Source organism: Methylobacterium organophilum, from assembly GCF_022179465.1.
GTDB lineage: Bacteria > Pseudomonadota > Alphaproteobacteria > Rhizobiales > Beijerinckiaceae > Methylobacterium > Methylobacterium organophilum.
This window is the reverse complement of the sequence record NZ_BPQV01000007.1, coordinates 86,005-104,831: the sequence shown is the minus strand read 5'-3', so window position 1 is coordinate 104,831 and position 18,827 is coordinate 86,005. Positions and strand designations below refer to the sequence as shown.

17 protein-coding genes are annotated in these 18,827 nt (G+C 69.9%); 9 read left to right on the top strand and 8 right to left on the bottom strand.

The genetic code is table 11. From position 1 onward, the window contains the following. Positions 1 to 34 precede the first annotated feature (34 nt). From MFF21_RS13265 to MFF21_RS13235, 7 genes are all read right to left on the bottom strand, one after another. The gene (locus MFF21_RS13265; RefSeq protein ID WP_238311594.1) at positions 35 to 2,719 is read right to left on the bottom strand and encodes a TIGR02302 family protein; all 2,685 of its coding nucleotides are present in this window, start codon (positions 2,717 to 2,719) and stop codon (positions 35 to 37) included. 117 nt (positions 2,720 to 2,836) lie between these two features. After that, complete coding sequence (gene lysA, locus MFF21_RS13260; RefSeq protein WP_238311593.1) at positions 2,837 to 4,105, bottom strand: diaminopimelate decarboxylase; 1,269 nt, start codon at positions 4,103 to 4,105, stop codon at positions 2,837 to 2,839. A gap of 104 nt (positions 4,106 to 4,209) precedes the next feature. Next, positions 4,210 to 4,560, bottom strand: a complete 351-nt coding sequence (locus MFF21_RS13255; protein ID WP_238311592.1) for a hypothetical protein — start codon at positions 4,558 to 4,560, stop codon at positions 4,210 to 4,212. 81 nt (positions 4,561 to 4,641) lie between these two features. Next, positions 4,642 to 4,920, bottom strand: a complete 279-nt coding sequence (locus MFF21_RS13250; RefSeq protein WP_238311591.1) for a 3',5'-cyclic-nucleotide phosphodiesterase — start codon at positions 4,918 to 4,920, stop codon at positions 4,642 to 4,644. Between the two features lie 178 nt (positions 4,921 to 5,098). Further along, the gene (locus MFF21_RS13245; protein ID WP_238311590.1) at positions 5,099 to 5,833 is read right to left on the bottom strand and encodes an Atg14 domain-containing protein; all 735 of its coding nucleotides are present in this window, start codon (positions 5,831 to 5,833) and stop codon (positions 5,099 to 5,101) included. 144 nt (positions 5,834 to 5,977) lie between these two features. After that, positions 5,978 to 6,577 (bottom strand): DUF1134 domain-containing protein, encoded by a 600-nt coding sequence (locus MFF21_RS13240; protein WP_238311589.1) that lies wholly within the window; start codon positions 6,575 to 6,577, stop codon positions 5,978 to 5,980. Positions 6,578 to 6,687: 110 nt separating this feature from the next. Next, on the bottom strand, positions 6,688 to 7,635 hold the full coding sequence (locus MFF21_RS13235; RefSeq protein ID WP_238311588.1) for a 3'(2'),5'-bisphosphate nucleotidase CysQ family protein: 948 nt from the start codon (positions 7,633 to 7,635) through the stop codon (positions 6,688 to 6,690). 183 nt (positions 7,636 to 7,818) lie between these two features. On the opposite strand from MFF21_RS13235, the gene chpT reads away from it, so the two are divergent. The 6 genes from chpT to MFF21_RS13205 all read left to right on the top strand — a co-directional run bounded on the left by chpT (position 7,819) and on the right by MFF21_RS13205 (position 14,421). Further along, positions 7,819 to 8,556 carry a histidine phosphotransferase ChpT gene (gene chpT, locus MFF21_RS13230; RefSeq protein WP_238311587.1) on the top strand — a complete coding sequence of 246 codons (738 nt, stop codon included), beginning with the start codon at positions 7,819 to 7,821 and terminating at the stop codon, positions 8,554 to 8,556. Positions 8,557 to 8,688: 132 nt separating this feature from the next. Continuing rightward, positions 8,689 to 11,400 (top strand): hybrid sensor histidine kinase/response regulator, encoded by a 2,712-nt coding sequence (locus MFF21_RS13225; RefSeq protein WP_238311586.1) that lies wholly within the window; start codon positions 8,689 to 8,691, stop codon positions 11,398 to 11,400. A gap of 34 nt (positions 11,401 to 11,434) precedes the next feature. Further along, the gene (locus MFF21_RS13220) at positions 11,435 to 11,911 is read left to right on the top strand and encodes a chemotaxis protein CheW (RefSeq protein WP_238311760.1); all 477 of its coding nucleotides are present in this window, start codon (positions 11,435 to 11,437) and stop codon (positions 11,909 to 11,911) included. 26 nt (positions 11,912 to 11,937) lie between these two features. Continuing rightward, positions 11,938 to 12,321 (top strand): response regulator, encoded by a 384-nt coding sequence (locus MFF21_RS13215; RefSeq protein WP_238311759.1) that lies wholly within the window; start codon positions 11,938 to 11,940, stop codon positions 12,319 to 12,321. A gap of 64 nt (positions 12,322 to 12,385) precedes the next feature. After that, positions 12,386 to 13,552 carry a protein-glutamate methylesterase/protein-glutamine glutaminase gene (locus MFF21_RS13210; RefSeq protein WP_238311585.1) on the top strand — a complete coding sequence of 389 codons (1,167 nt, stop codon included), beginning with the start codon at positions 12,386 to 12,388 and terminating at the stop codon, positions 13,550 to 13,552. Next, on the top strand, positions 13,549 to 14,421 hold the full coding sequence (locus MFF21_RS13205; protein ID WP_238311584.1) for a CheR family methyltransferase: 873 nt from the start codon (positions 13,549 to 13,551) through the stop codon (positions 14,419 to 14,421). Before MFF21_RS13210 ends, MFF21_RS13205 begins: the two co-directional genes overlap by 4 nt. A gap of 176 nt (positions 14,422 to 14,597) precedes the next feature. On the opposite strand, the gene ctrA is transcribed toward MFF21_RS13205, so the two are convergent. Further along, the gene (gene ctrA / locus MFF21_RS13200) at positions 14,598 to 15,299 is read right to left on the bottom strand and encodes a response regulator transcription factor CtrA (protein ID WP_238311583.1); all 702 of its coding nucleotides are present in this window, start codon (positions 15,297 to 15,299) and stop codon (positions 14,598 to 14,600) included. 457 nt (positions 15,300 to 15,756) lie between these two features. Here ctrA and fliI point away from each other — a divergent pair, with 457 nt between their 5' ends. The 3 genes from fliI to MFF21_RS13185 all read left to right on the top strand — a co-directional run bounded on the left by fliI (position 15,757) and on the right by MFF21_RS13185 (position 18,826). After that, the gene (fliI, locus tag MFF21_RS13195; RefSeq protein ID WP_238311582.1) at positions 15,757 to 17,121 is read left to right on the top strand and encodes a flagellar protein export ATPase FliI; all 1,365 of its coding nucleotides are present in this window, start codon (positions 15,757 to 15,759) and stop codon (positions 17,119 to 17,121) included. 88 nt (positions 17,122 to 17,209) lie between these two features. Then, a complete protein-coding gene (fliJ, locus tag MFF21_RS13190) occupies positions 17,210 to 17,617 on the top strand; it encodes a flagellar export protein FliJ (RefSeq protein ID WP_238311581.1) in 408 nt (135 codons plus the stop codon). Positions 17,618 to 17,773: 156 nt separating this feature from the next. After that, positions 17,774 to 18,826 carry a lysylphosphatidylglycerol synthase domain-containing protein gene (locus MFF21_RS13185; RefSeq protein ID WP_238311580.1) on the top strand — a complete coding sequence of 351 codons (1,053 nt, stop codon included), beginning with the start codon at positions 17,774 to 17,776 and terminating at the stop codon, positions 18,824 to 18,826. Position 18,827: the final 1 nt, after the last annotated feature.

Sequence of the window (18,827 nt, the reverse complement as noted above, 5' to 3'; positions counted from 1 at the left end):
TATGCCATGCGCGGCGGCGAAGGGCAGGAGCGCGTCAGTTCCGGCGCAGCAGGCGCTCGAAATAATCGAGCTCCTCCTGGGGCCGGGTCGGGTCGCCGAGCTTGCGCCGCAGCTCGTCCATGATCCGGCGGGCGCGCTGCACGGCGGATTCGTCGGCGTTGGGCACGCGCGCCCGGCCGTTCATGTCCCGCCCCTTGGTCGGGCGGCCGAGGGGATCGTCCTCAGAGGAGCTCGACTGGCCCTGCTGGCCGGGATTGTCGCTGGGCTGCTGGCCTTCCTGCCCCTCGCCCTCGGCCATCTGTTGCATCTGCTGCTGCATGCCCTCGGCGCCCTTCTTGAGGCCTTCGAGGGCGCGGCCCTGGGCGTCGACGGCGCGGCCGTCCTGACCCTTGCCCAGCGCATCCTCCGCCTCGCGCATGGCGTCCTCGGCGTCGGAGAGGCCCTGCTCGCCCTGCAGGCCCTGTTCCTTCATGCGACGCTGAAGGTCCTCCAGGCGCTGGCGCAGGGCCTGCTGGCGCTGCCCCGACCCCTGCTGGCCCTGCTGCGATGGGCCGTTGCCCTGCTGTTGGCCCTGCTCGCCCTGGCCGTTCTGGCCCTGCTGCTGCTCCGGCTGGCCCTGGGGCCGTCCCTGGCCCCGGCGCGGCTGCCCTTGGCGTTGCTGGCTGTCCCGCCGCTCCTGGCCCTCCTTGAAGGTCTGGTCGCGCAGCTCCTGCTGGTCGCGCGACATCTGGTCGAGCTCCTGCATCTGGCGGTTCATCTCGGCGCTGGACTGGTTCTGGCGCTGGCCGTTCTGGGCGCTTTGCAGGTTCTCCAGCACGTTGCGCAATTCCTCGAGCAGGCGTTGCGCCTCCGCGGTGTCGCCCCGGCGCATGGCCTCCTGCATGTCCTTGAGCATCTTCTGCAGGTCGTCGGGGGTCACCGTCTTGGCGTTGCGCTGATTCTGCTCGGCCTGCTGCTGGCGCTGCGATTGCGGGTTCTGCCGCTGCTTGTCGGCGAACTCCTTCATGAACTTGTCCAGCGCCTGCTTCAGATCCTGGGTCAGTTTGGCGATCTCCTCGTCGGAGGCGCCGCGCTCGATCGCCTCCTTGAGGCGGTCCTGGGCCGCCCGCAGGGCCTTCTCGGCGTCGGAGAGATCCCCGTCCTCGATCTTGAGGGCCATCTCCCAGAGCAGGTCGGCCACTTCGATCAGGTCGGCATCCTCGTCGGCGGCGCGCAGGCGCCGGGTCGCGGTCTTGAGGCCGAGGAACACGCTCGGCTGCGGCGTGAAGCGGTCGGGGGCGATCAGCAGGGCATCAAGGGCCGTCTGCACCCGCTTGCGGTCCTCGTCCGGCGCCGTGACCAGCCGCCGGCGCTCCTCGGCCAGCGCGCGGGCCAGGGGCTGGGTGAAGGGCCGCTCGGGCAACACGACCTCGGTGGGGGCGGTGCGCCCCTCCTGGCCGGCCTCGTCCTTCACCACCAGGGAGAGCCGCACCCGCGCCCCGGACCAGGGATTGTCGGTGAGGTCGATCAGCGTTTTCACGTCCGCCTCGCCCGAGGGATCGCCGGGCAGGGCCAGGGACAGATGCGGCGGCGGCACCAGGGAACGGGTGCCCTTCAGCGGCTCCACGATCCCTTCCGCGGAGGCGATGCCGTAATCGTCCTTGGCGCGGTAGGTCAGGTTGAAAGTGCCTCGGCCATTCGCCTCCAGGCCGCCGATCTGGCGTACCTCCGGCGGCTTGTCGGGGATCGCCTCGATCACGAGGCGCCGTGGTGCGGCGCCGGGCGTGGCCACGGAGAGCTCGGCGAGGCCGCCGGAGAGCCGGAAACGCTCCTCACGCAGGTCCGAGCGCGCCTCGCTCGGGGCTGGCACACGACCGGATCCGGCGGGGGCGGAGGCCGCCCCCTTGGCGTCCTTCTCCTTGCCGTTCCCCTCCCGGGTCACCGGTGTCAGGGCGGCGTTCGGGGTCAGGGTCGCCTCGCCATGCCCGGCGATGCGCACGATCAGGGTGGAATTGACCGGCGCGCGCAGGCGCTGCTCGGTCTCGGCGGCCGCGCCGCTCATGGTGACGATGAGCGGCGGCAGCCGGGTATAGAGCGGCGGGTCGATCCAGCCGTCGATGCGGAAATTCGGGGCGGAGGGCGGCGGAGCGCGCCAGTCGAAGGCGGCGCCAACGCGTTCACGCCATTCCGGGCCGGCGACGAAGAAGGCGGCGAAAGCCGCCACGATGACGCCCGCGCGCAAAGCCACGGGATCGTGGCGGGGCATGTCCGGTCGAGGCGGGCCGACCCTCAGCCGCGCGATCTGCGCCGCGGCGCGGCGCTGGTGGAGCGCCCACAGGGCCCGCGTCGCCGGGTCCGTCTGGCCTACGGCGAGGGTGTCCTCCAGGGTCGAGGCCGGATCGTGGGACAGGCCGCCTGCGCGCGCCGCCTCTCGGTCGAGGCGGGCCAGCGCCTCGCGCCGGTCGGGGCGCCCGACCCGCAGGAGCGGCAGGGTGGCGGCGGCGAGGAGCAGGGCGAAGAGGGCGAGCCCGGCGATCCGGGCGCTCGGCCCGAGATCGAGCCAGAGCCCGAGCCAGGAGCAGGCCAGGAACAGGAGCAGCACCCCGAGGCCGCGCCAGAGGATCGGCCAGACCCGCTCGACGAGCCCCGCCGCCCGCGCCCGGGCGACGAGCCGGTCGAGGCGCGCCGCGGGCGTCGCCCCGTTCCCGCTCTCAGGCCGCTTCCGAAAGACCCCTGCCATCCGTCCGTGGCTCCCACCGGGGCCGCACGCCTCGCGCAGCCTGCCCGGTCATCCAGGCTAGCATGGTGCCGGGCGGCTTCCGCCGGGTCAAATCAGCCCGGTCCGCGCGGTGTCCGCTCAGGTCAGCCAGTCCGGCAGATGGTCGAGGCTGATCAGGTCCTGGTAGGTCGGGCGCGGGCGCACGATGGCGGCCTTGTCGGCGCGCACCAGCACCTCGGGCACGAGGCGGCGGGTGTTGTAGGTGCCGGACTGGACCGCGCCATAGGCGCCCGCCGTCATCACCGCGAGCAGGTCGCCCGGGGCGACCTCGGGCATGTCCCGGGACAGGGCGAGGTAATCGCCGCTCTCGCAGACCGGGCCGACCACGTCGGCGACGATCCGGGGCGTGTCGGAGGCGGGCTCTGCCACCGGGCGCAGAGCGTGGAAGGCCTCGTAGAGGGTCGGGCGGATCAGGTCGTTCATCGCCGCATCGACGATGACGAAGGTGCGGCCCTCGCTCTTTTTCACGTAGATCACGCGGGTGAGCAGGATGCCCGCATTGCCTGCGATCATCCGGCCGATCTCGAAGACGGGGCGCAGGCCGAGCGGCTGGAAATGCGGGCGCAGGATCCTGGCCAGCGCCGCCGGGTCCGGCGGGGGCGCGTTGTCCTCGCGATAGGGGATGCCGAGGCCGCCGCCGAAATCGATATGGTCGAGCGTGTGCCCCTGGGCTATCAGTGCGCGGGCGAGTTCGGCGAGGAGCCGCGCCGCGTTGTCGAAGGGCGTCAGGTCTGTGATCTGACTGCCGATATGCATGTCGACGCCGGTGACGGCGATGCCCTTCAGGGTGGCGGCATGGGCATAGACCGTGGGCGCCCGGGTGATCGGGATGCCGAACTTGTTCTCGTACTTGCCGGTGGAGATCTTGGCGTGGGTGCCGGCATCCACGTCCGGGTTCACCCGGATCGAGACCGGCGCGCGCTTGCCGAGGGACAGGGCGACCTCGGAGAGCACGTCGAGCTCGGGCTCGCTCTCCACGTTGAAGCAGTAGATGCCGGCCTGGAGGGCCGCAGCCATCTCGTTGCGGGTCTTGCCGACGCCGGAGAAGACGATCTTCTTGGGGTCGACCCCGGCCGCCAAAGCCCGGTGCAACTCGCCCTCGGACACGATGTCCATGCCCGCGCCCTGGCGGGCGAGAGTGGCGAGCACCGCCTGGTTGGAATTCGCCTTCATCGCGAAGCAGACCAGGGCGTCGTCGCCCGAGAACGCCTCCGCGAACACGCGGTAATGCCGCTCCAGCGTTGCCGTGCTGTAGCAGTAGAAGGGCGTGCCGACCTGGGCGGCGAGCGCGGTGAGGTCGACCTCCTCGGCCTGGAGGCGGCCGTTGCGATAGTGGAAATGGTGCATCCGGCGTCCGAACTCGCTTCCGCCGCGGCTGCGGCGGCGGCGAGATGCCTAAAGCATATCCTGGCCGCGGGGCCAGGGCTGCCTCACGCAAAAACGCGCTGTGGCTAAAGGATCGGGTCGAGGATGAAGGGCTGCTTCGGGATGGTGTAGCCGCGTTTGGCGCCCTTGCCGGTGCGCACGGGCGGGCCGTCGCCGCCGGGTGCGGTGGCGGAGGGGCCGAGCTCGTCGCCCTCGCGCACCGCGTCCGGATCCGCCGAGGCCGAGCCGCCGCCGATCCCGACGCTGTTGGGCAGGCTGCGCGGCGAAGCCGGCATCGTCGTCCCCGACCCCTCCGGTCGTGCGGAGGCGGTCGCGTCCGGCGGCTGGAGCGAGCCGCGCCGGCCGCAGGCCGTGCAGGCGAGCAGCGCGAGGCCGGCGGCGGTCAGGAGCGTCAGGCGGTGCAGGCGGGCGGGCATCGGAGGGTCCGGCTTCTCGACGGGCATGAGCTTAGCCGTTGCCGCTCGCCGAGGCGAGCCCGCGGATGCAACGCCGCCGTCTCAGCTCTTCTTGCGCGGGGTGGTGGCGCCCTGGGGGTGATAGGCGTCGATGGCCCGGCGACAGTTCTCGGAGAGCTTCGCCCAGTTGGTCTTGAAGCAGGCATCCGTCGCCGGATCGTCCGGATCGAGATTGCCGCAATAGGACAGGTAATCCCCCGTGCAGTATTTCTTGAGGGTCTCGTTGCCGCGCTTGGACTGCGGCTCGGCCAGGGCGGACCCCGCGAAGAGCAGGGCGGTGCCGGCGAGGGCGGCAGTGAGCGGCGTCAGCTTCAAGGCCATGGGCAGTCTCGATCGTTCTTCTCTGCGAACGGGGAAGGAAGATCCCCGATGATGCCGGGGCGTGTTCGAAACAAGGCGCACGCGGGGTCGTGGCAAGACGATCCGTGAGGATGCGCTGCTTACGGGTCCCTGTGCCCGACTGCAAGTAAGCTCACGAAAGCGGGAGCGGAAGAAGCGGCTACCCGCGCGCCGCGGCGAAGGGGGTGGCCACGGGCAGCCTGTCGCGGTGGGCGAGGGCGTCGGCGACCTCGGTGATCCGCGCGCGTAGCGCGGCGTGATCGTGGTCGGCATCGGCGTCCCGCACCTCGGAGAGCATCCGCTCGGTGGCGTCGAGGCGGGCCAGCAGGGCCTCGTGCTCGGAGAGGGGCACTGCGGTGCCTGTCCCGTCCCCGCCGAGCTGCGCCGCAAGGTCGCGGCGGGCGCTCTCGCGCTCGCGCCGGGCGCTGCGCAGATCGTCGAGGAGCTCGCGATGGGCCGCTTCCAGCGCCTGCAGGGCGGCGAGGCCGACATCATGGTCGCTCCGCAGGGCGGCGAGGTCCTTGTCGAGGCCGTCGATGCGGGCGAGAGCCGCTTCGATCTCGGCCTTGCGGGCCTGCAACTCGGCCTCGCGCTCCTCCACCCGTCGGGCCATGGCGGCGGTCTCCAGGGTGCGCGCGCCGATCGCGACCATGTCGGCCTGCCGCTTCGCGCGGGCCTCGTCGACCTTGCGCTCGAGCCGGCGCTGCAGCACCGCGAACTCGGCCCGCAGGGCGTCGCGCTCGGCGGCGATCTCGCTGGTGGAGAGCGGCAGCGCCGCCTCCATGCGGCGGCGGGTCAGCCGGGCGGCGCGGGCGCTGACGGCCGGCAGCACGAGGAGGGCGCACAGGCTCGCGAGCAGGAACCCGAGCGCGAAGCTCATCACGGTCTCGATCACGCGGGCTCGCTCTTCACCGGCTTCGCGACAGGCTCACACGCGACGCCCGGCGGGCGGTCACTCGCGCGAGGTTGCGGGCCCGTTGTGCCCGCGATCCCGATCCCGAGGCAAGCCTTCCCCGTATCGTCCAGTGTCTCGATACAATCAGAAGGGATTCCAGGTCGGGTTCGCTGTGAATTTCAGATAGCCCACATTGATGCCGAGCCGGGCGCCGACGCCGGTGCGGATCGGCACCACGACCACGCCGTCATTGGTCACGGCGGTCATGCCGAAGCCGCCGATGAAATAGGCGGAGCCGTTCACCCCGCCGAAGCGGCGGTAGAGATCGCGCACCGAGGGCAGGTTGTAGACGAGCATCATGGTCCGCGCGCCGTCGCCGCCTACGTCGAAGCCGAGAGAGGGGCCCTGCCAGTAGACCCGGCGCTGGCCGGCATTGCGGGTGTAGAGCGTGCCCTCGCCGTAGCGCAGGCCGCCGACGAAGGCCCCGGAGGCCTCCTGTCCGAGGATGTAGCCGTTGGGCTCGCCCCAGCGGCGCGTGGCTTCCTCGACGGTGAGGGCGAGGCCGCGGGAGACGCTGCCGAAGAAGCGGTGGCCGTTGTCGACGACCTCGGAAACGCGGAAGGAATCGGGCCGCGACATGTCCTCGCCGACCGCCAGGGCCGGAACGCGGGAGAGGGCGAGCCCGGCCACGGTGGCGGCCAGCGTCGTCGCCAGGCGGCGGCGGGTGATCGGTTCGTCCTGCATCTCGGTCCTCCTCGGCTGCAGCGGCAGGCCGCGTGCCGCGAGCGGAACGCGTCCGATTCGCCGCATTATGGGTCGGATCGGTGCAAGAGATGGTTAACGGACGGTCACGCTCACGCTGACGTGACGCTCGGAACCTGTTCGGCGACAGGCCCGTGCGGTTCGACCTCGCCGGCGCGGCGCCGGTCGAAATAGCTCACCGCGCTCTCACGGGGCAGGCCGAGGCGCGGCGCGTAGGCCGTGTCGCCGAGTGCCGCGAAGGGGCCGTTCCGGTAGAAGCGGGCACGGTGGCCGTAGGTGACCTCCGCCCCCTCCGGTCCCAGCACCCGGCCGCCGGCGACGGTGAGCACATGGTCGCCCGCCGCGGTGTCCCATTCCATGGTGGGGGCGCAGCGGACATAGATGTCGGCCTCGCCCGCCGCGATCAGGCAGAACTTCAGGGCCGAGGAGGCGACGCGCCGCTCCGCGATGGGCAGCCGTTCGAGGCAGGCATCGGTGTCGCTGTCGCCGTGGCGGCGGCTCACCAGGGCGACGAGCCCCCCGCCCGGCGCGGCGCGGACGGAGACCGCATGCCATTCGGCCGGGCGCCCCTCGCGGATCGGCGCCTCGCGCGCCGTATCCCCCGCGCACCAGACCCGGAACAGGCCCGGCGCGGCGACGGCCGAGGCGATCGGGCGCTTGTCCCGGACGAGGCAGATGTTCACGCAATATTGCTGGCTGCCCGCCAGGAAGTCGCGGGTGCCGTCGAGGGGATCGACCAGGAAGAACAGGGGCGCGCAGGCGGCGTCGCAGCAGGTCTCCTCCGCCACGACCGGGATGCCGGGCCAGGCCTTGTGCAGGCGCTCGAGGATGCAGGCCTCCGAGCGCGCATCCGCCAGGCTCGCGGGGGAGCCGTCCGGCTTGAGCTGATGCGGGCAGTCGCCGCCGTGGTAGCTGCGCAGGATCTCCCCGGCCTCGCAGGCGATGGCCGCAAGCCGCTCCGCGATCGCGTCGCAGGTCTCGTAACCGAGGGAGGCGGTGGATGGTTGGGCGCTGACTGCCGGTGGCGCTGGAGGAGACATATCTCTGTCATGCCCCGATCACTCCGGGCTGTCGACCGTCTTCTTGCCCGTCATCCTGGTAGAGCGATGGCTTTTCAAACCACCGATCGGTGTCTATCGGTGCCCCTCCCGTCCCGCCGGCCCGTCATCGGGTCGTCCGGGGCCTTCGGGTTCGACCGACACCGCATCTCGGCGGAGCGCGCCATGACCACGACCGTGAATCTCGACGCCCTCGATCTCTCCGCGCTTCTCTGCTCGCGCATCTGCCACGACGTGATCAGCCCCATCGGCGCGATCGTGAACGGTCTCGAGGTGCTGGAGGATGACAACGATCCGAGCATGCGGGATTTTGCCCTCGACCTGATCCGCAAGAGCGCGCGCACCGCCTCGGCCCGGGTGCAGTTCGTACGCATCGCCTTCGGTGCCGCCGGCTCGGCCGGCGCCTCGATCGATCTCGCCGACGCGGAGAAGGTCTCCCGGGCGATGTATGCCGACGAAAAGACGCAACTGAGCTGGAGCGCGCCGCAGGCCTTGTTCCCCAAGAACAAGGTCAAGCTTCTCTTAAATCTCGTCGTCATCGCCGCCACCTCGATCCCCCGCGGCGGTACCATCGACGTGAAGGTGAGCGGCGACGGCGACGCGCCCGCGTTCGTGCTGCGCTCCAAGGGCAGCCATGCCCGCATCCCGCCTCATGTCGAGGAGCTGATCGCCGGTACGCCGGAGGGCGGCACCGTCGATTCCCACGGGATCGTCCCTTACTATTCCGGCCTCGTGGCCCGGGCCGCCGGCATGGGTGTCACCTTCACCCTCGAGGACGGCGAGGTCATCATCCGCTCGCATCCGCTCGCCGCCTCGGCCGAGCCTGCCGCGCCGTCGGCTCCGGCGAGCAGCGAGGACGCCCGCCCGTCCGACAGTTCTCCGCCGGACACGCTGCTGGCGTGAAATGACTGAAAAACATCACCGAGGAAGAGGCTATCCGCTTGCAAATCGAGACGTAGCAGCAACGCTTCACTAACGCCTTTGCGTCATCGTCCCCCTTGCACGGCTCTTCGTGTGCGTGACGAGTACCCGGCAATGGACGACCTTCTGCGAGAGTTCCTCACGGAGAGCGCGGAACACCTCGATACGGTTGACGCGGAACTGGTTCGGTTCGAGCAGGACCCCAACAACCAGCAAATTCTGCGTAACATTTTTAGGTTGGTCCACACCATCAAGGGAACCTGTGGCTTCCTCGGGCTCCCGCGCCTGGAAGCCCTGGCGCATGCCGCCGAAACCCTGATGGGCCGCTTCCGCGACGGTTATCCGGTGAGCGGCGCCTCGGTGACGCTGATCCTGGCGACCCTGGATCGTCTCAAGGCCATTCTCGCGGATCTGGAGGCGAGCGGCTCCGAGCCCGCCGGCAGCGATCAGGATCTGATCGGCGCCCTGGAGAAGATGGCCGGCGAGGAGGAGCCCCCGGTCGCTGCCGCCCCTGTCGCGCCGCCGCCTCCGCCGCCGGAGCCCGCCCGCGAGATGAAGCCCGGCGAGGTCTCGCTGGAAGAGCTGGAGCGCGCCTTCATGGAAGCGCCCGGCCCGGACGAGTTCCCCGCCGCCGAGGAACTGGCCCCGCCGCCCGTCGCTGCCAGCGCGCCGGCCCCGGAACCCGTCCACGCGCCTGCTCCCCGGCCTGAGAAGGCCGAGCGGGCCGAGGCCCCGTCCTCGGAAGGCGAGACCGCCGTCTCGAAGGTGCAGACGATCCGCGTGAACGTCGACACCATCGAGCATCTGATGACGATGGTGTCGGAACTGGTGCTGACCCGCAACCAGCTCCTCGAGATCGCCCGCCGCCACGAGGATTCGAGCTACAAGGTCCCGCTGCAGCGCCTGTCCCACGTCACGGCCGAGCTGCAGGAAGGCGTCATGAAGACGCGCATGCAGCCGATCGGCAACGCCTGGCAGAAGCTGCCCCGCGTCGTGCGCGATCTCTCGGCCGAATTGTCCAAGGGCATCGACCTGGTGATGCAGGGCGCCGAGACCGAGCTCGACCGGCAGGTGCTCGAGGTCATCAAGGACCCGCTGACCCACATGGTGCGCAACTCGGCCGACCACGGCATCGAGTCCACCAACGAGCGCATCAAGGCCGGCAAGCCGCCGCGCGGCTCGATCCGCCTCTCCGCCTATCACGAGGGCGGCACGATCACGATCGAGATCGCCGACGACGGCAAGGGTCTGGACCTCGCCGCCATCCGGCGCAAGGCGGTGGAGCGCGGCATCGCGAGCCACGCCGAGGTCGAGAAGATGACCGACGCGCAGGTCGCGAAGTTCATCTTCCACGCCGGCTTCTCGACCGCCAAGGCGGTGACCTCCGTCTCCGGCCGCGGCGTCGGCATGGACGTGGTCAAGACCAACATCGAGACCATCGGCGGCGTCATCGACATCGCCACCGAATTCGGCAAGGGCACCACCTTCACCATCAAGATCCCGCTCACCCTGGCGATCGTGGCGGCCCTCATCGTGAAGGCCGGCGACCACCGCTTCGCCCTGCCGCAGGTGGCGGTGCTGGAACTGGTGCGGGTCGACGCCAAGACATCGGGCACCAGCGGCGCCAACATGGTGGAGCGCATCAACGGCGCGCCCGTGCTGCGCCTGCGTGAGCGCCTGCTGCCGATCGTGACCCTGACCGGTCTGCTCAACGGCCAGAGCGCCGACGCGGCGACCGGGGACGAATCGGGCTTCGTGGTGGTGGCCCAGGTCGGCCGCCAGCGCTTCGGCATCCTCGTCGACGAGGTCTTCCATACGGAAGAGATCGTCGTGAAGCCGATGTCCTCGAAGCTGCGCCACCTGCCGCTCTTCGCCGGCAACACCATCCTCGGCGACGGCGCCGTCGTGCTCATCATCGACCCGAATGGCGTTGCCCGTCAGGTCAGCCAGAGCGCCCAGTCCGGCGCCATGACGACGGATGCCGAGATCGAGGAGACCGATACCGCCGACGCCAAGGCGACGCTGCTGGTGTTCAAGGCGGGCTCGAACGGCTTCAAGGCGGTGCCGCTCTCTCTGGTCACGCGCCTGGAGGAGATCGACGCCTCCAAGGTCGAGTGGCTGGGCGGGCGTCCGCTCATCCAGTACCGCGGCCGCCTGATGCCGCTGGTGCCCGCCGACGACAGCATCGCGATCCGCTCGGAGGGCATGCAGGCGCTGGTGGTGTTCTCGGATGGCGACCGGGCCATGGGCCTCGTGGTCGACGAGATCGTCGACATCGTCGAGGAGCGCCTCGACATCGAGATCTCCGCCGAGCGTTCCGATCTCATCGGCTCGGCGGTGCTGCGGGGCCGGGCGACGGACATCATCAACATCGCCCACTTCCTGCCGCTGGCCTACGACGACTGGGCCCGCGGCCCGCAGCGGCCGGCCGCCCGCAAGACGCCGACCCTGCTCCTCGTCGACGATTCCGCCTTCTTCCGCGACATGCTCACGCCGGTGCTCAAGGCCGCGGGCTACGCGGTGATCACGGCTACCGGCGCCGACGACGCCCTCGCCCAGCTCAAGGCGAACGAGCGGATCGACCTGGTGGTCAGCGACCTGGAGATGCCGGGCCGCGGCGGCTTCGAACTCGTGGCCGAGATGCGCGATCTCGGCGGCCGGATCGCGGCGCTGCCCGTCGTGGCGCTCGCCGGCACCATCGGCCAGGACACGGTGGAGCAGGCCCGTCGCCTGTCCATCAGCGACCTCGTGGCGAAGTTCGACCGCAGCGGCCTCGTCGCGGCCCTGTCGGAGATCGACGCCGCCGAACTCTCGAAGGCTGCCTGAGATGTCCGAGACGACCGACCGGAGACACGACGCCATGCAGGCCGCCAACACCAACGTCTCGTCCGAGACCTCGGATTTCGTCACCGTCTTCGTCGGCGAGACGATGTTCGGTCTGCCGATCGACCGGGTCCACGACGTCTTCGTGCCGGCGGGCGTGACGCCGGTGCCGCTGAGCCCGCCGGAGATCGTCGGCCTTCTCAACCTGCGCGGCCGCGTGGTGACGGCGCTCTGCCTGCGCCGCCGCCTGCGCATGCCCGACCGCGAGCCGGGGGCCGCCTCCATGGCGATCGGCCTGGAGCAGGCGGGCGAAACTTTCGCGCTCATCGTCGACGGTGTCGGCGAGGTGCTGAAGCTCGGGCAAGACACCTTCGAGCCCGTGCCGATCAACCTCGATGCCCGCTGGCGCAGCCTCGCCACGGGCGTGCACCGCCTCGACGGCCGCCTGCTCGTAATCCTCGACGTTGTCGCTCTGCTCGCCTTCGGCGAGACCGCGAAGGCCGGGGCTGCCTGAAGGACGCACGCGATCGGAGTGGAATGATGAGAACCGCCCTCGTCGTCGACGATTCCGCCGTGATCCGGAAGGTCGCGCGCCGCATCCTGGAGATGCAGAACTTCAAGGTGAGCGACGCGGAGGACGGCGAGCGGGCGCTGGAACTCTGCGCGGCCACCATGCCCGAGCTGATCCTGCTCGACTGGAACATGCCGAAGATGGACGGCTACGAGTTCCTGCGCGCCCTGCGCCTGACGGAGGGTGGCCATCTGCCGAAGGTGCTGTTCTGCACCACGGAGAACGATGTCGGCGCGATCGCCCGCGCGCTGCGCGCCGGCGCCGACGAGTACATCATGAAGCCCTTCGACCGCGACATCGTCGTGGCGAAGCTCGAACAGGTCGGCTTCGGCGCCACCGCGGAAGCCGCCTGACCTGACGTGTCCCGCCGGCGGGCTCACGCCGGCCTTTCTTGTGTAAATCGGGGCGCACATCCTCATGGCCGCAGCTGTCGCAGCGTCCCATCCGACGTCCACTTCGGCAGGCCATGCGATCCGTGTGATGATCGCGGACGATTCCGCGGTGGTACGGGGCTTGGTGTCCCGCTGGCTCGGCGAGGCCGGATTCGAGGTGGTGGCCACGGCCTCCAACGGCCGCCTCGCCCTGGACGGACTCACCCGTCACGACCCCGACATCGTGCTCCTCGACATCGACATGCCGGAGCTCGACGGCACCCAGGCGCTGCCGCTGATGCTTGCCCGCGCCCCTGGGCTGCAGGTCGTAATGATGTCGACGCTGACGCAGCGCAACGCGGACATCTCCCTGCGCTGCCTGTCGCTCGGCGCCGTGGACTACATCCCGAAGCCGGAGAGCAACCGGGGCGTCACCACTTCGGACGCGTTCCGCGCGGACTTGATCGAGCGAATCAAGATCTTCGGCGCCCGTAGGGCCCGGCGGCGCGTCGGGACCGGCCCGTCGCCCGCACTCTCCGCCCACCAGCCCGTCGCGGTGCCGGTCCCCGCGGCGGCCAAGCCGTCGGCTCCGATCGCGCTGCGCCAGAAGCCGCGGGCCTTCACCCAGCCGCGCTGCCTGCTGATCGGCTCCTCCACCGGCGGCCCCAAGGCCGTGGGCGAGACCCTGGAGCGGATCGGCGCGGCCACGCTCCGCACCGTGCCCGTGTTGATCGTGCAGCACATGCCGCCGGTCTTCACCGCCGTTTTCGCCGAGCATCTCGGCGCCCGCACCGGGCTGCCGGCGGCGGAAGGGAAAGCCGACGAGCGTGTCGTGCCCGGCCGGATCTACGTTGCTCCGGGCGGCCGCCACATGCGGATCTCCGGCAGCGTGGGCGAGCCGGTGCTGCGCCTCGATGACGGTCCCCCGGTGAATTTCTGCCGGCCCGCCGTCGACGTGCTGTTCCTCGACGCCGTGAACGTGTTCGGCGGCGCCACCGTGAGCGTCATCCTCACCGGCATGGGCGCCGACGGCACGGCGGGCGTGCGCGCCCTCGGCAATGCCGGCGGCCTCGTGCTGGCCCAGGACGAGGCGACGAGCACCGTGTGGGGCATGCCCGGCAGCGTCGCCAAGGCCGGCCTCGCCCATTCCGTCCTGCCGCTCCCTGAGATCGGACCGGCCCTTCGCGCCGCATTGGGGGGGCAGGGCCAGTGACCGATGCTGAATTCGATTTCCTGAGGGACTACCTCAAGCAGCGCTCCGGCCTGGCTCTCGGGGCGGAGAAGCGCTACCTGATCGACAGCCGTCTCACGCCGGTCTGCCGGCGTTTCGGCCTTGCCTCCCTGAGCAACCTCGTCGGTGCTCTGCGTATCTCCCGCGACAGCGCCATCGAGCGCGCCGTCGTGGAGGCGATGACCACCAACGAGACGTTCTTTTTCCGGGACCGCGTGCCCTTCGACCTGTTCAAGGACGTGCTGCTGCCCCGTGCTATCGCGGCGCGTGCCGCGACGCGCCGACTGCGGATCTGGTCGGCGGCGGCTTCCAGCGGGCAGGAGCCCTACTCGCTGGCCATGCTCATCGACCAGGCCTCTGCCGCGCTTGCCGGCTGGTCCGTCGAGATCGTCGCCACCGACCTTTCGACCGAGATGCTGGAGCGGGCCAAGCTCGGCCTCTACAGCCATTTCGAGGTGCAGCGCGGCCTGCCGGTGCAGCTTCTCGTGAAGTACTTCTCGCAGGTCGGCGACCAGTGGCAGATCACCCCGAGCCTCGCCCGGATGATCGATTTCCGGCCGCTCAACCTGCTGCAGCCCTTCGAGCAACTCGGGCAGTTCGACGTCATCTACTGCCGCAACGTGCTGATCTATTTCGATGCGGCGACCAAGGGCGACGTGCTGCGGCGCCTGTCCCGGGCCCTGGCGCCGGATGGGGCGGTGCTGCTTGGCGCGGCCGAGACGGTGATCGGGCTCACTGACGCCCTGGTGCCGGACCCCGATCATCGCGGCCTCTATCGGCAGTCGGGGGCGTCTTCGGCGACCCCGCGCCCGGCGACCGTCACGCCTCTCAGGCTCGCCGCCGGCTTCTGACCGGCTCCCGGGACGCGTCCGGTTTTTCACTTACGACGAACGGGCCGGATCGCCTCGGGCATCCAGCCTTTTTCGCGTCTCCGGGCCACGCTTCCGGCGGAGGCTCCCGGAACGCAAAAAACCCCGCCAGGGCGGGGCTCTTCGGTTGCGAGGGGAGGGGGCCTTCGGGCGCCGCGTCAGACCGCGATGCGTTCCTCGCCTTCCATGGGCTCGCGCAGCACGTAGCCGCGGCCCCAGACCGTCTCGATGTAGTTCTTGCCCTGGCTGGCATTGGCGAGCTTCTTGCGGAGCTTGCAGATGAACACGTCGATGATCTTGAGCTCGGGCTCGTCCATGCCGCCGTAGAGATGGTTGAGGAACATCTCCTTGGTGAGTGTCGTGCCCTTCCGGAGCGAGAGCAGCTCCAGCATCTGATATTCCTTGCCGGTGAGATGCACCCGGCTGCCGGAGACCTCGACGGTCTTCTGGTCGAGGTTCACGATGAGGTCGCCGGTGGTGATCACCGACTGGGCGTGACCCTTCGAGCGGCGCACGATGGCGTGGATGCGTGCGACCAGCTCGTCCTTGTGGAAGGGCTTGGTGAGATAGTCGTCGGCGCCGAAACCGAGACCCTTCACCTTGTCCTCGATGCCCGCCATGCCCGACAGGATCAGGATCGGCGTCTTCACCTTGGCGACGCGCAGCGAGCGAAGCACCTCGTAGCCCGACATGTCGGGCAGGTTCAGGTCGAGGAGAATGATGTCGTAGTCATAGAGCTTGCCGAGATCGACGCCCTCTTCGCCGAGGTCCGTCGTATACGTGTTGAAGTTTTCGGACTTCAGCATCAACTCGATGCTCTGCGCCGTGGCGCTGTCGTCCTCGATCAGAAGTACGCGCATCGTCGGTTCCCCGCCCGGCCCGGCCGTGTCGTGCGTTCGGGCACGCCCCCGCCGCTCGCCCGCCGACGGCCCCGGCGGACGCTCCCTCGTTCCTATTTCGAAACGCTATTCTTTAACCGTTAACAAAACACGAATCCCGGTTGCAAGCACGCTTAAAACGAGTCCGCTCCGGCATGGTTCGAGTCGCTCTCCGAGGCAGCGGGCAAATCGATCTCCCGCCACCGCACGGAACGCTCTCTCGTGCCTTAAGTGCTTCGTCCAAAACACATTGCTTCGCCATGTTGCCAGTGCGCAACGCCGGCTCGCGTTGTGACGGCTGCATGAAGGTCGCCCTCCACACTACCATCCCTTCCCGATCCGCCGCTGCCCGACCGGCTTCGCCAGTGTTAAGGAGGGGGGTAAACGAAAGGTTGCTCTGGGGGCCGACCCCCGGACAGAAGGCTCGACACGTAAACGCATGGCGCAGGATTCGATGGGATCGGGCGGAGGACCCCTTGCCGCGGCGATGGCGGCCCTGTCGCGCGTCGAGCCCCTCGAGACCTATGGCCGAGTCAGCGGCGTGCGTGGCCTGCTCGTCGAGGTGGCCGGGCCGATCGCCGCGATGCGGCTCGGCGGTCGCATCGACATCGCCATCGATCCGCGGGGTGGCGGCTCCGGGCTCGTCCCCTGCGAGGTCATCGGCTTCGCCGGCGACAAGGCGCTCGCCATGCCCTTCGGCGCCCTCAACGGGGTGCGCCGCGGCTGCCCCGCCTATGTGCGGGACGAGGCCGCCGGCGCGATCCGCCCGAGTTCCGGCTGGCTCGGCCGCACCATCGATGCCCTCGGCCGCCCCATCGATGGTCTCGGTCCCCTGCCGAGCGGCCCGGCGATCTATCCCCTGCGGGGCGACCCGCCGCCGGCCCATGCCCGCACCCGGGTGGGGCCGCCCCTCGATCTCGGGGTGCGCTGCATCAACACCTTCCTGACCATGTGTCGCGGCCAGCGCATGGGCATCTTCGCGGGCTCGGGCGTGGGCAAGTCGGTGCTGCTCTCCATGCTCGCCCGCTACACCAGAGCCGACGTGGCGGTGATCGGTCTTGTCGGCGAGCGCGGCCGCGAGGTGCAGGAATTCCTGCAGGACGATCTCGGGCCGGCGGGGCTCGCCCGGTCGGTCGTGGTGGTGGCGACCTCGGACGAGCCCGTGCTGATGCGCCGCAATGCGGCCTATGTGGCGCTCGCCGTTTCCGAGTACTTCCGCGATCAGGGCGCGCAGGTGCTCTGCATGATCGATTCGATCACCCGATTCGCCATGGCCCAGCGCGACATCGGCCTCGCCGCTGGCGAGCCGCCCACCGCCAAGGGCTACACGCCCACTGTCTTCTCCGAGCTGCCGCGGCTGCTCGAGCGGGCCGGGCCGGGTGTCGGGGAGGGCGCGATCTCCGGCCTGTTCACGGTGCTGGTCGAGGGCGACGATCACAACGAGCCGGTGGCGGATGCCGTGCGCGGCATCCTCGACGGTCATATCGTCATGGAGCGCTCCATCGCCGAGCGCGGCCGCTATCCGGCGATCAACGTGCTGCGCTCGGTCTCGCGCACCATGCCGCGGTCCTGCGACCCGGCCTATCTGCCGACCGTCCGCCGGGCCCGGCGCGTCCTCTCGACCTACGCGGATATGGAGGAGCTGATCCGGCTCGGTGCCTACCGGCAGGGCTCGTCACAGGAGGTGGACGAGGCCATCGCGCTGATGCCCGATCTTGAGGCTTTTATGGGGCAGGGTAAGGAAGAAGCAACCTCCATCGGCGAGGGTTACTCCAGGCTCGCCGCGATCGTCGGCCAGGGCTGAATGATGAGAGGTTGCGCGTGGCGCCGGGTGAAAACGTCCCCGCGTATCGCAGCGGCCCGTCCGATGCGTTGCGTGGAGTGGATGGCTCATGAAATCGCGTGACACGCTGATCCGCCTTCGGCGTTTTCAGGTCGACGAGAAGCGCCGCCGGGTGACGCAGATCGAGATGATGATGGCGGACTTCAACCGGATGGCCGCCGAGCTCGACCGCGAGGTCGCCCATGAGGAGAGCCGTGCCGGCATCTCCGATCCGGCCCATTTCGCCTATCCGACCTATGCCCGCGCCGCCGCCGTGCGCCGGGACAACATGCGCCAGTCGGCCGCTGCCCTGGAGGGCCAGCTCGCCGAGGCGAAGGCCGAGCTCGGCGAGGCCTTCGAGGAGCTGAAGAAGGTCGAGATCCTCGAGGATCGCGAGCGCTCCGCCGAGCGCGCCTCGGCCAATGCCCGCGAGCAGGCCGAGATGGATGCCGTGGGCCTGAGCCGCGCCCGCGCCTGACACCTTTCCATGTCGTCGCCGGCGTCGCAGCCGGCACGAAACCGTCATGATCGCCCGGCAAGAGCCCCGGCACGACGAGACCGCACCGGTCCCGCTTGCGATACGGGGCGCCGTGGCGCAGGAGAGACCGGTCGAGAGGGGATGCGACCGGTTTCCATGAAGAAGATCAGCGAATTCATCTGGCCCATCATCGGGCTGCTGGCGGTCGTGGTCTCGGGCTACCTGCTCTACCGCGAACTGCGAGGCATCTCGGTTGCCGAGATCCGCGACAGCCTGGCGGCGATTCCGCTCCACCGCTTCCTCCTCGCCGCGCTCTCGACCCTCGTCGCCTACGCGGCGCTCGCCTGGTACGACCGGATCGCGCTCCTGCATCTCGGCGTGCGCCACATCTCGTGGCTGTTCGTCTCGCTCTGCTCCTTCACCACCTACGCCCTGTCCCACAACATCGGCGCCTCGGTCTTCTCCGGCGCCGTGGTGCGCTACCGCGCCTACACCTCGAAGGGGCTGTCGGCGGCGCAGGTGGCGGTGCTGGTGGCGCTCTGCTCCTTCACCTTCGGCCTGGGCACGGTGCTGCTCGGCGGCCTCTCCCTCGTGGCGGTGCCCGAGGTGCTCGCCCGCCTCGAAGGCTACGTGCCGAGCGTCATCACCAACCCGGCGACGTCCCGCCTCCTCGGCGGCCTGCTGCTCGGCGGCGTCGCCCTCTACGTGATTGGCTCGCTGCTGCACCTGAAGCCGCTCGTCATCCGCTCCTTCAAGCTCGAATATCCGCGCCCCAACATCATGGTGCGCCAGCTGATCGCGGCGCCGCTGGAGCTGCTGGGCGCGGCCGGCATCATCTATTTCGCCCTGCCGGAGGCCGGGAATCCGGGCTTCCTGGTGGTGCTCGCGGTGTTCCTCGCCTCCTTCTCCGCGGCGCTGGTCTCGAATGCGCCGGGCGGCCTCGGGGTGTTCGAACTGGTCTTCGTGCTGGCCATGCCGGACATGCCGCGCCCCTCGATCATCGCGGCGCTGCTGGTGTTCCGCCTGTTCTATTTCTGGTTGCCCTTCCTCGCCTCGGTCGTCGTGGTGCTGCTGTTCGAGCGCGGCCGCCTCGCCGCCGCCTTGAAGGGGCGCAGCCAGGGCCCTGCGGCGGTGCCGGAAGCCCCCCTCGCCGCGCCAGGCCTCGACGCCCACGAGATCGAGCGGCGGCTGGAGAAGAACCCGGTCTGAC

Coding starts and splice junctions, on each gene's coding strand:
- MFF21_RS13265 (WP_238311594.1), bottom strand. CDS start 2,719: ATGGCAGGGGTCTTTCGGAAGCGGCCTGAGAGCGGGAACGGGGCGACG.
- lysA (WP_238311593.1), bottom strand. CDS start 4,105: ATGCACCATTTCCACTATCGCAACGGCCGCCTCCAGGCCGAGGAGGTC.
- MFF21_RS13255 (WP_238311592.1), bottom strand. CDS start 4,560: ATGCCCGCCCGCCTGCACCGCCTGACGCTCCTGACCGCCGCCGGCCTC.
- MFF21_RS13250 (WP_238311591.1), bottom strand. CDS start 4,920: ATGGCCTTGAAGCTGACGCCGCTCACTGCCGCCCTCGCCGGCACCGCC.
- MFF21_RS13240 (WP_238311589.1), bottom strand. CDS start 6,577: ATGCAGGACGAACCGATCACCCGCCGCCGCCTGGCGACGACGCTGGCC.
- MFF21_RS13235 (WP_238311588.1), bottom strand. CDS start 7,635: ATGTCTCCTCCAGCGCCACCGGCAGTCAGCGCCCAACCATCCACCGCC.
- chpT (WP_238311587.1), top strand. CDS start 7,819: ATGACCACGACCGTGAATCTCGACGCCCTCGATCTCTCCGCGCTTCTC.
- MFF21_RS13225 (WP_238311586.1), top strand. CDS start 8,689: ATGGACGACCTTCTGCGAGAGTTCCTCACGGAGAGCGCGGAACACCTC.
- MFF21_RS13220 (WP_238311760.1), top strand. CDS start 11,435: ATGCAGGCCGCCAACACCAACGTCTCGTCCGAGACCTCGGATTTCGTC.
- MFF21_RS13215 (WP_238311759.1), top strand. CDS start 11,938: ATGAGAACCGCCCTCGTCGTCGACGATTCCGCCGTGATCCGGAAGGTC.
- MFF21_RS13210 (WP_238311585.1), top strand. CDS start 12,386: ATGGCCGCAGCTGTCGCAGCGTCCCATCCGACGTCCACTTCGGCAGGC.
- ctrA (WP_238311583.1), bottom strand. CDS start 15,299: ATGCGCGTACTTCTGATCGAGGACGACAGCGCCACGGCGCAGAGCATC.
- fliI (WP_238311582.1), top strand. CDS start 15,757: ATGGCGCAGGATTCGATGGGATCGGGCGGAGGACCCCTTGCCGCGGCG.
- fliJ (WP_238311581.1), top strand. CDS start 17,210: ATGAAATCGCGTGACACGCTGATCCGCCTTCGGCGTTTTCAGGTCGAC.
- MFF21_RS13185 (WP_238311580.1), top strand. CDS start 17,774: ATGAAGAAGATCAGCGAATTCATCTGGCCCATCATCGGGCTGCTGGCG.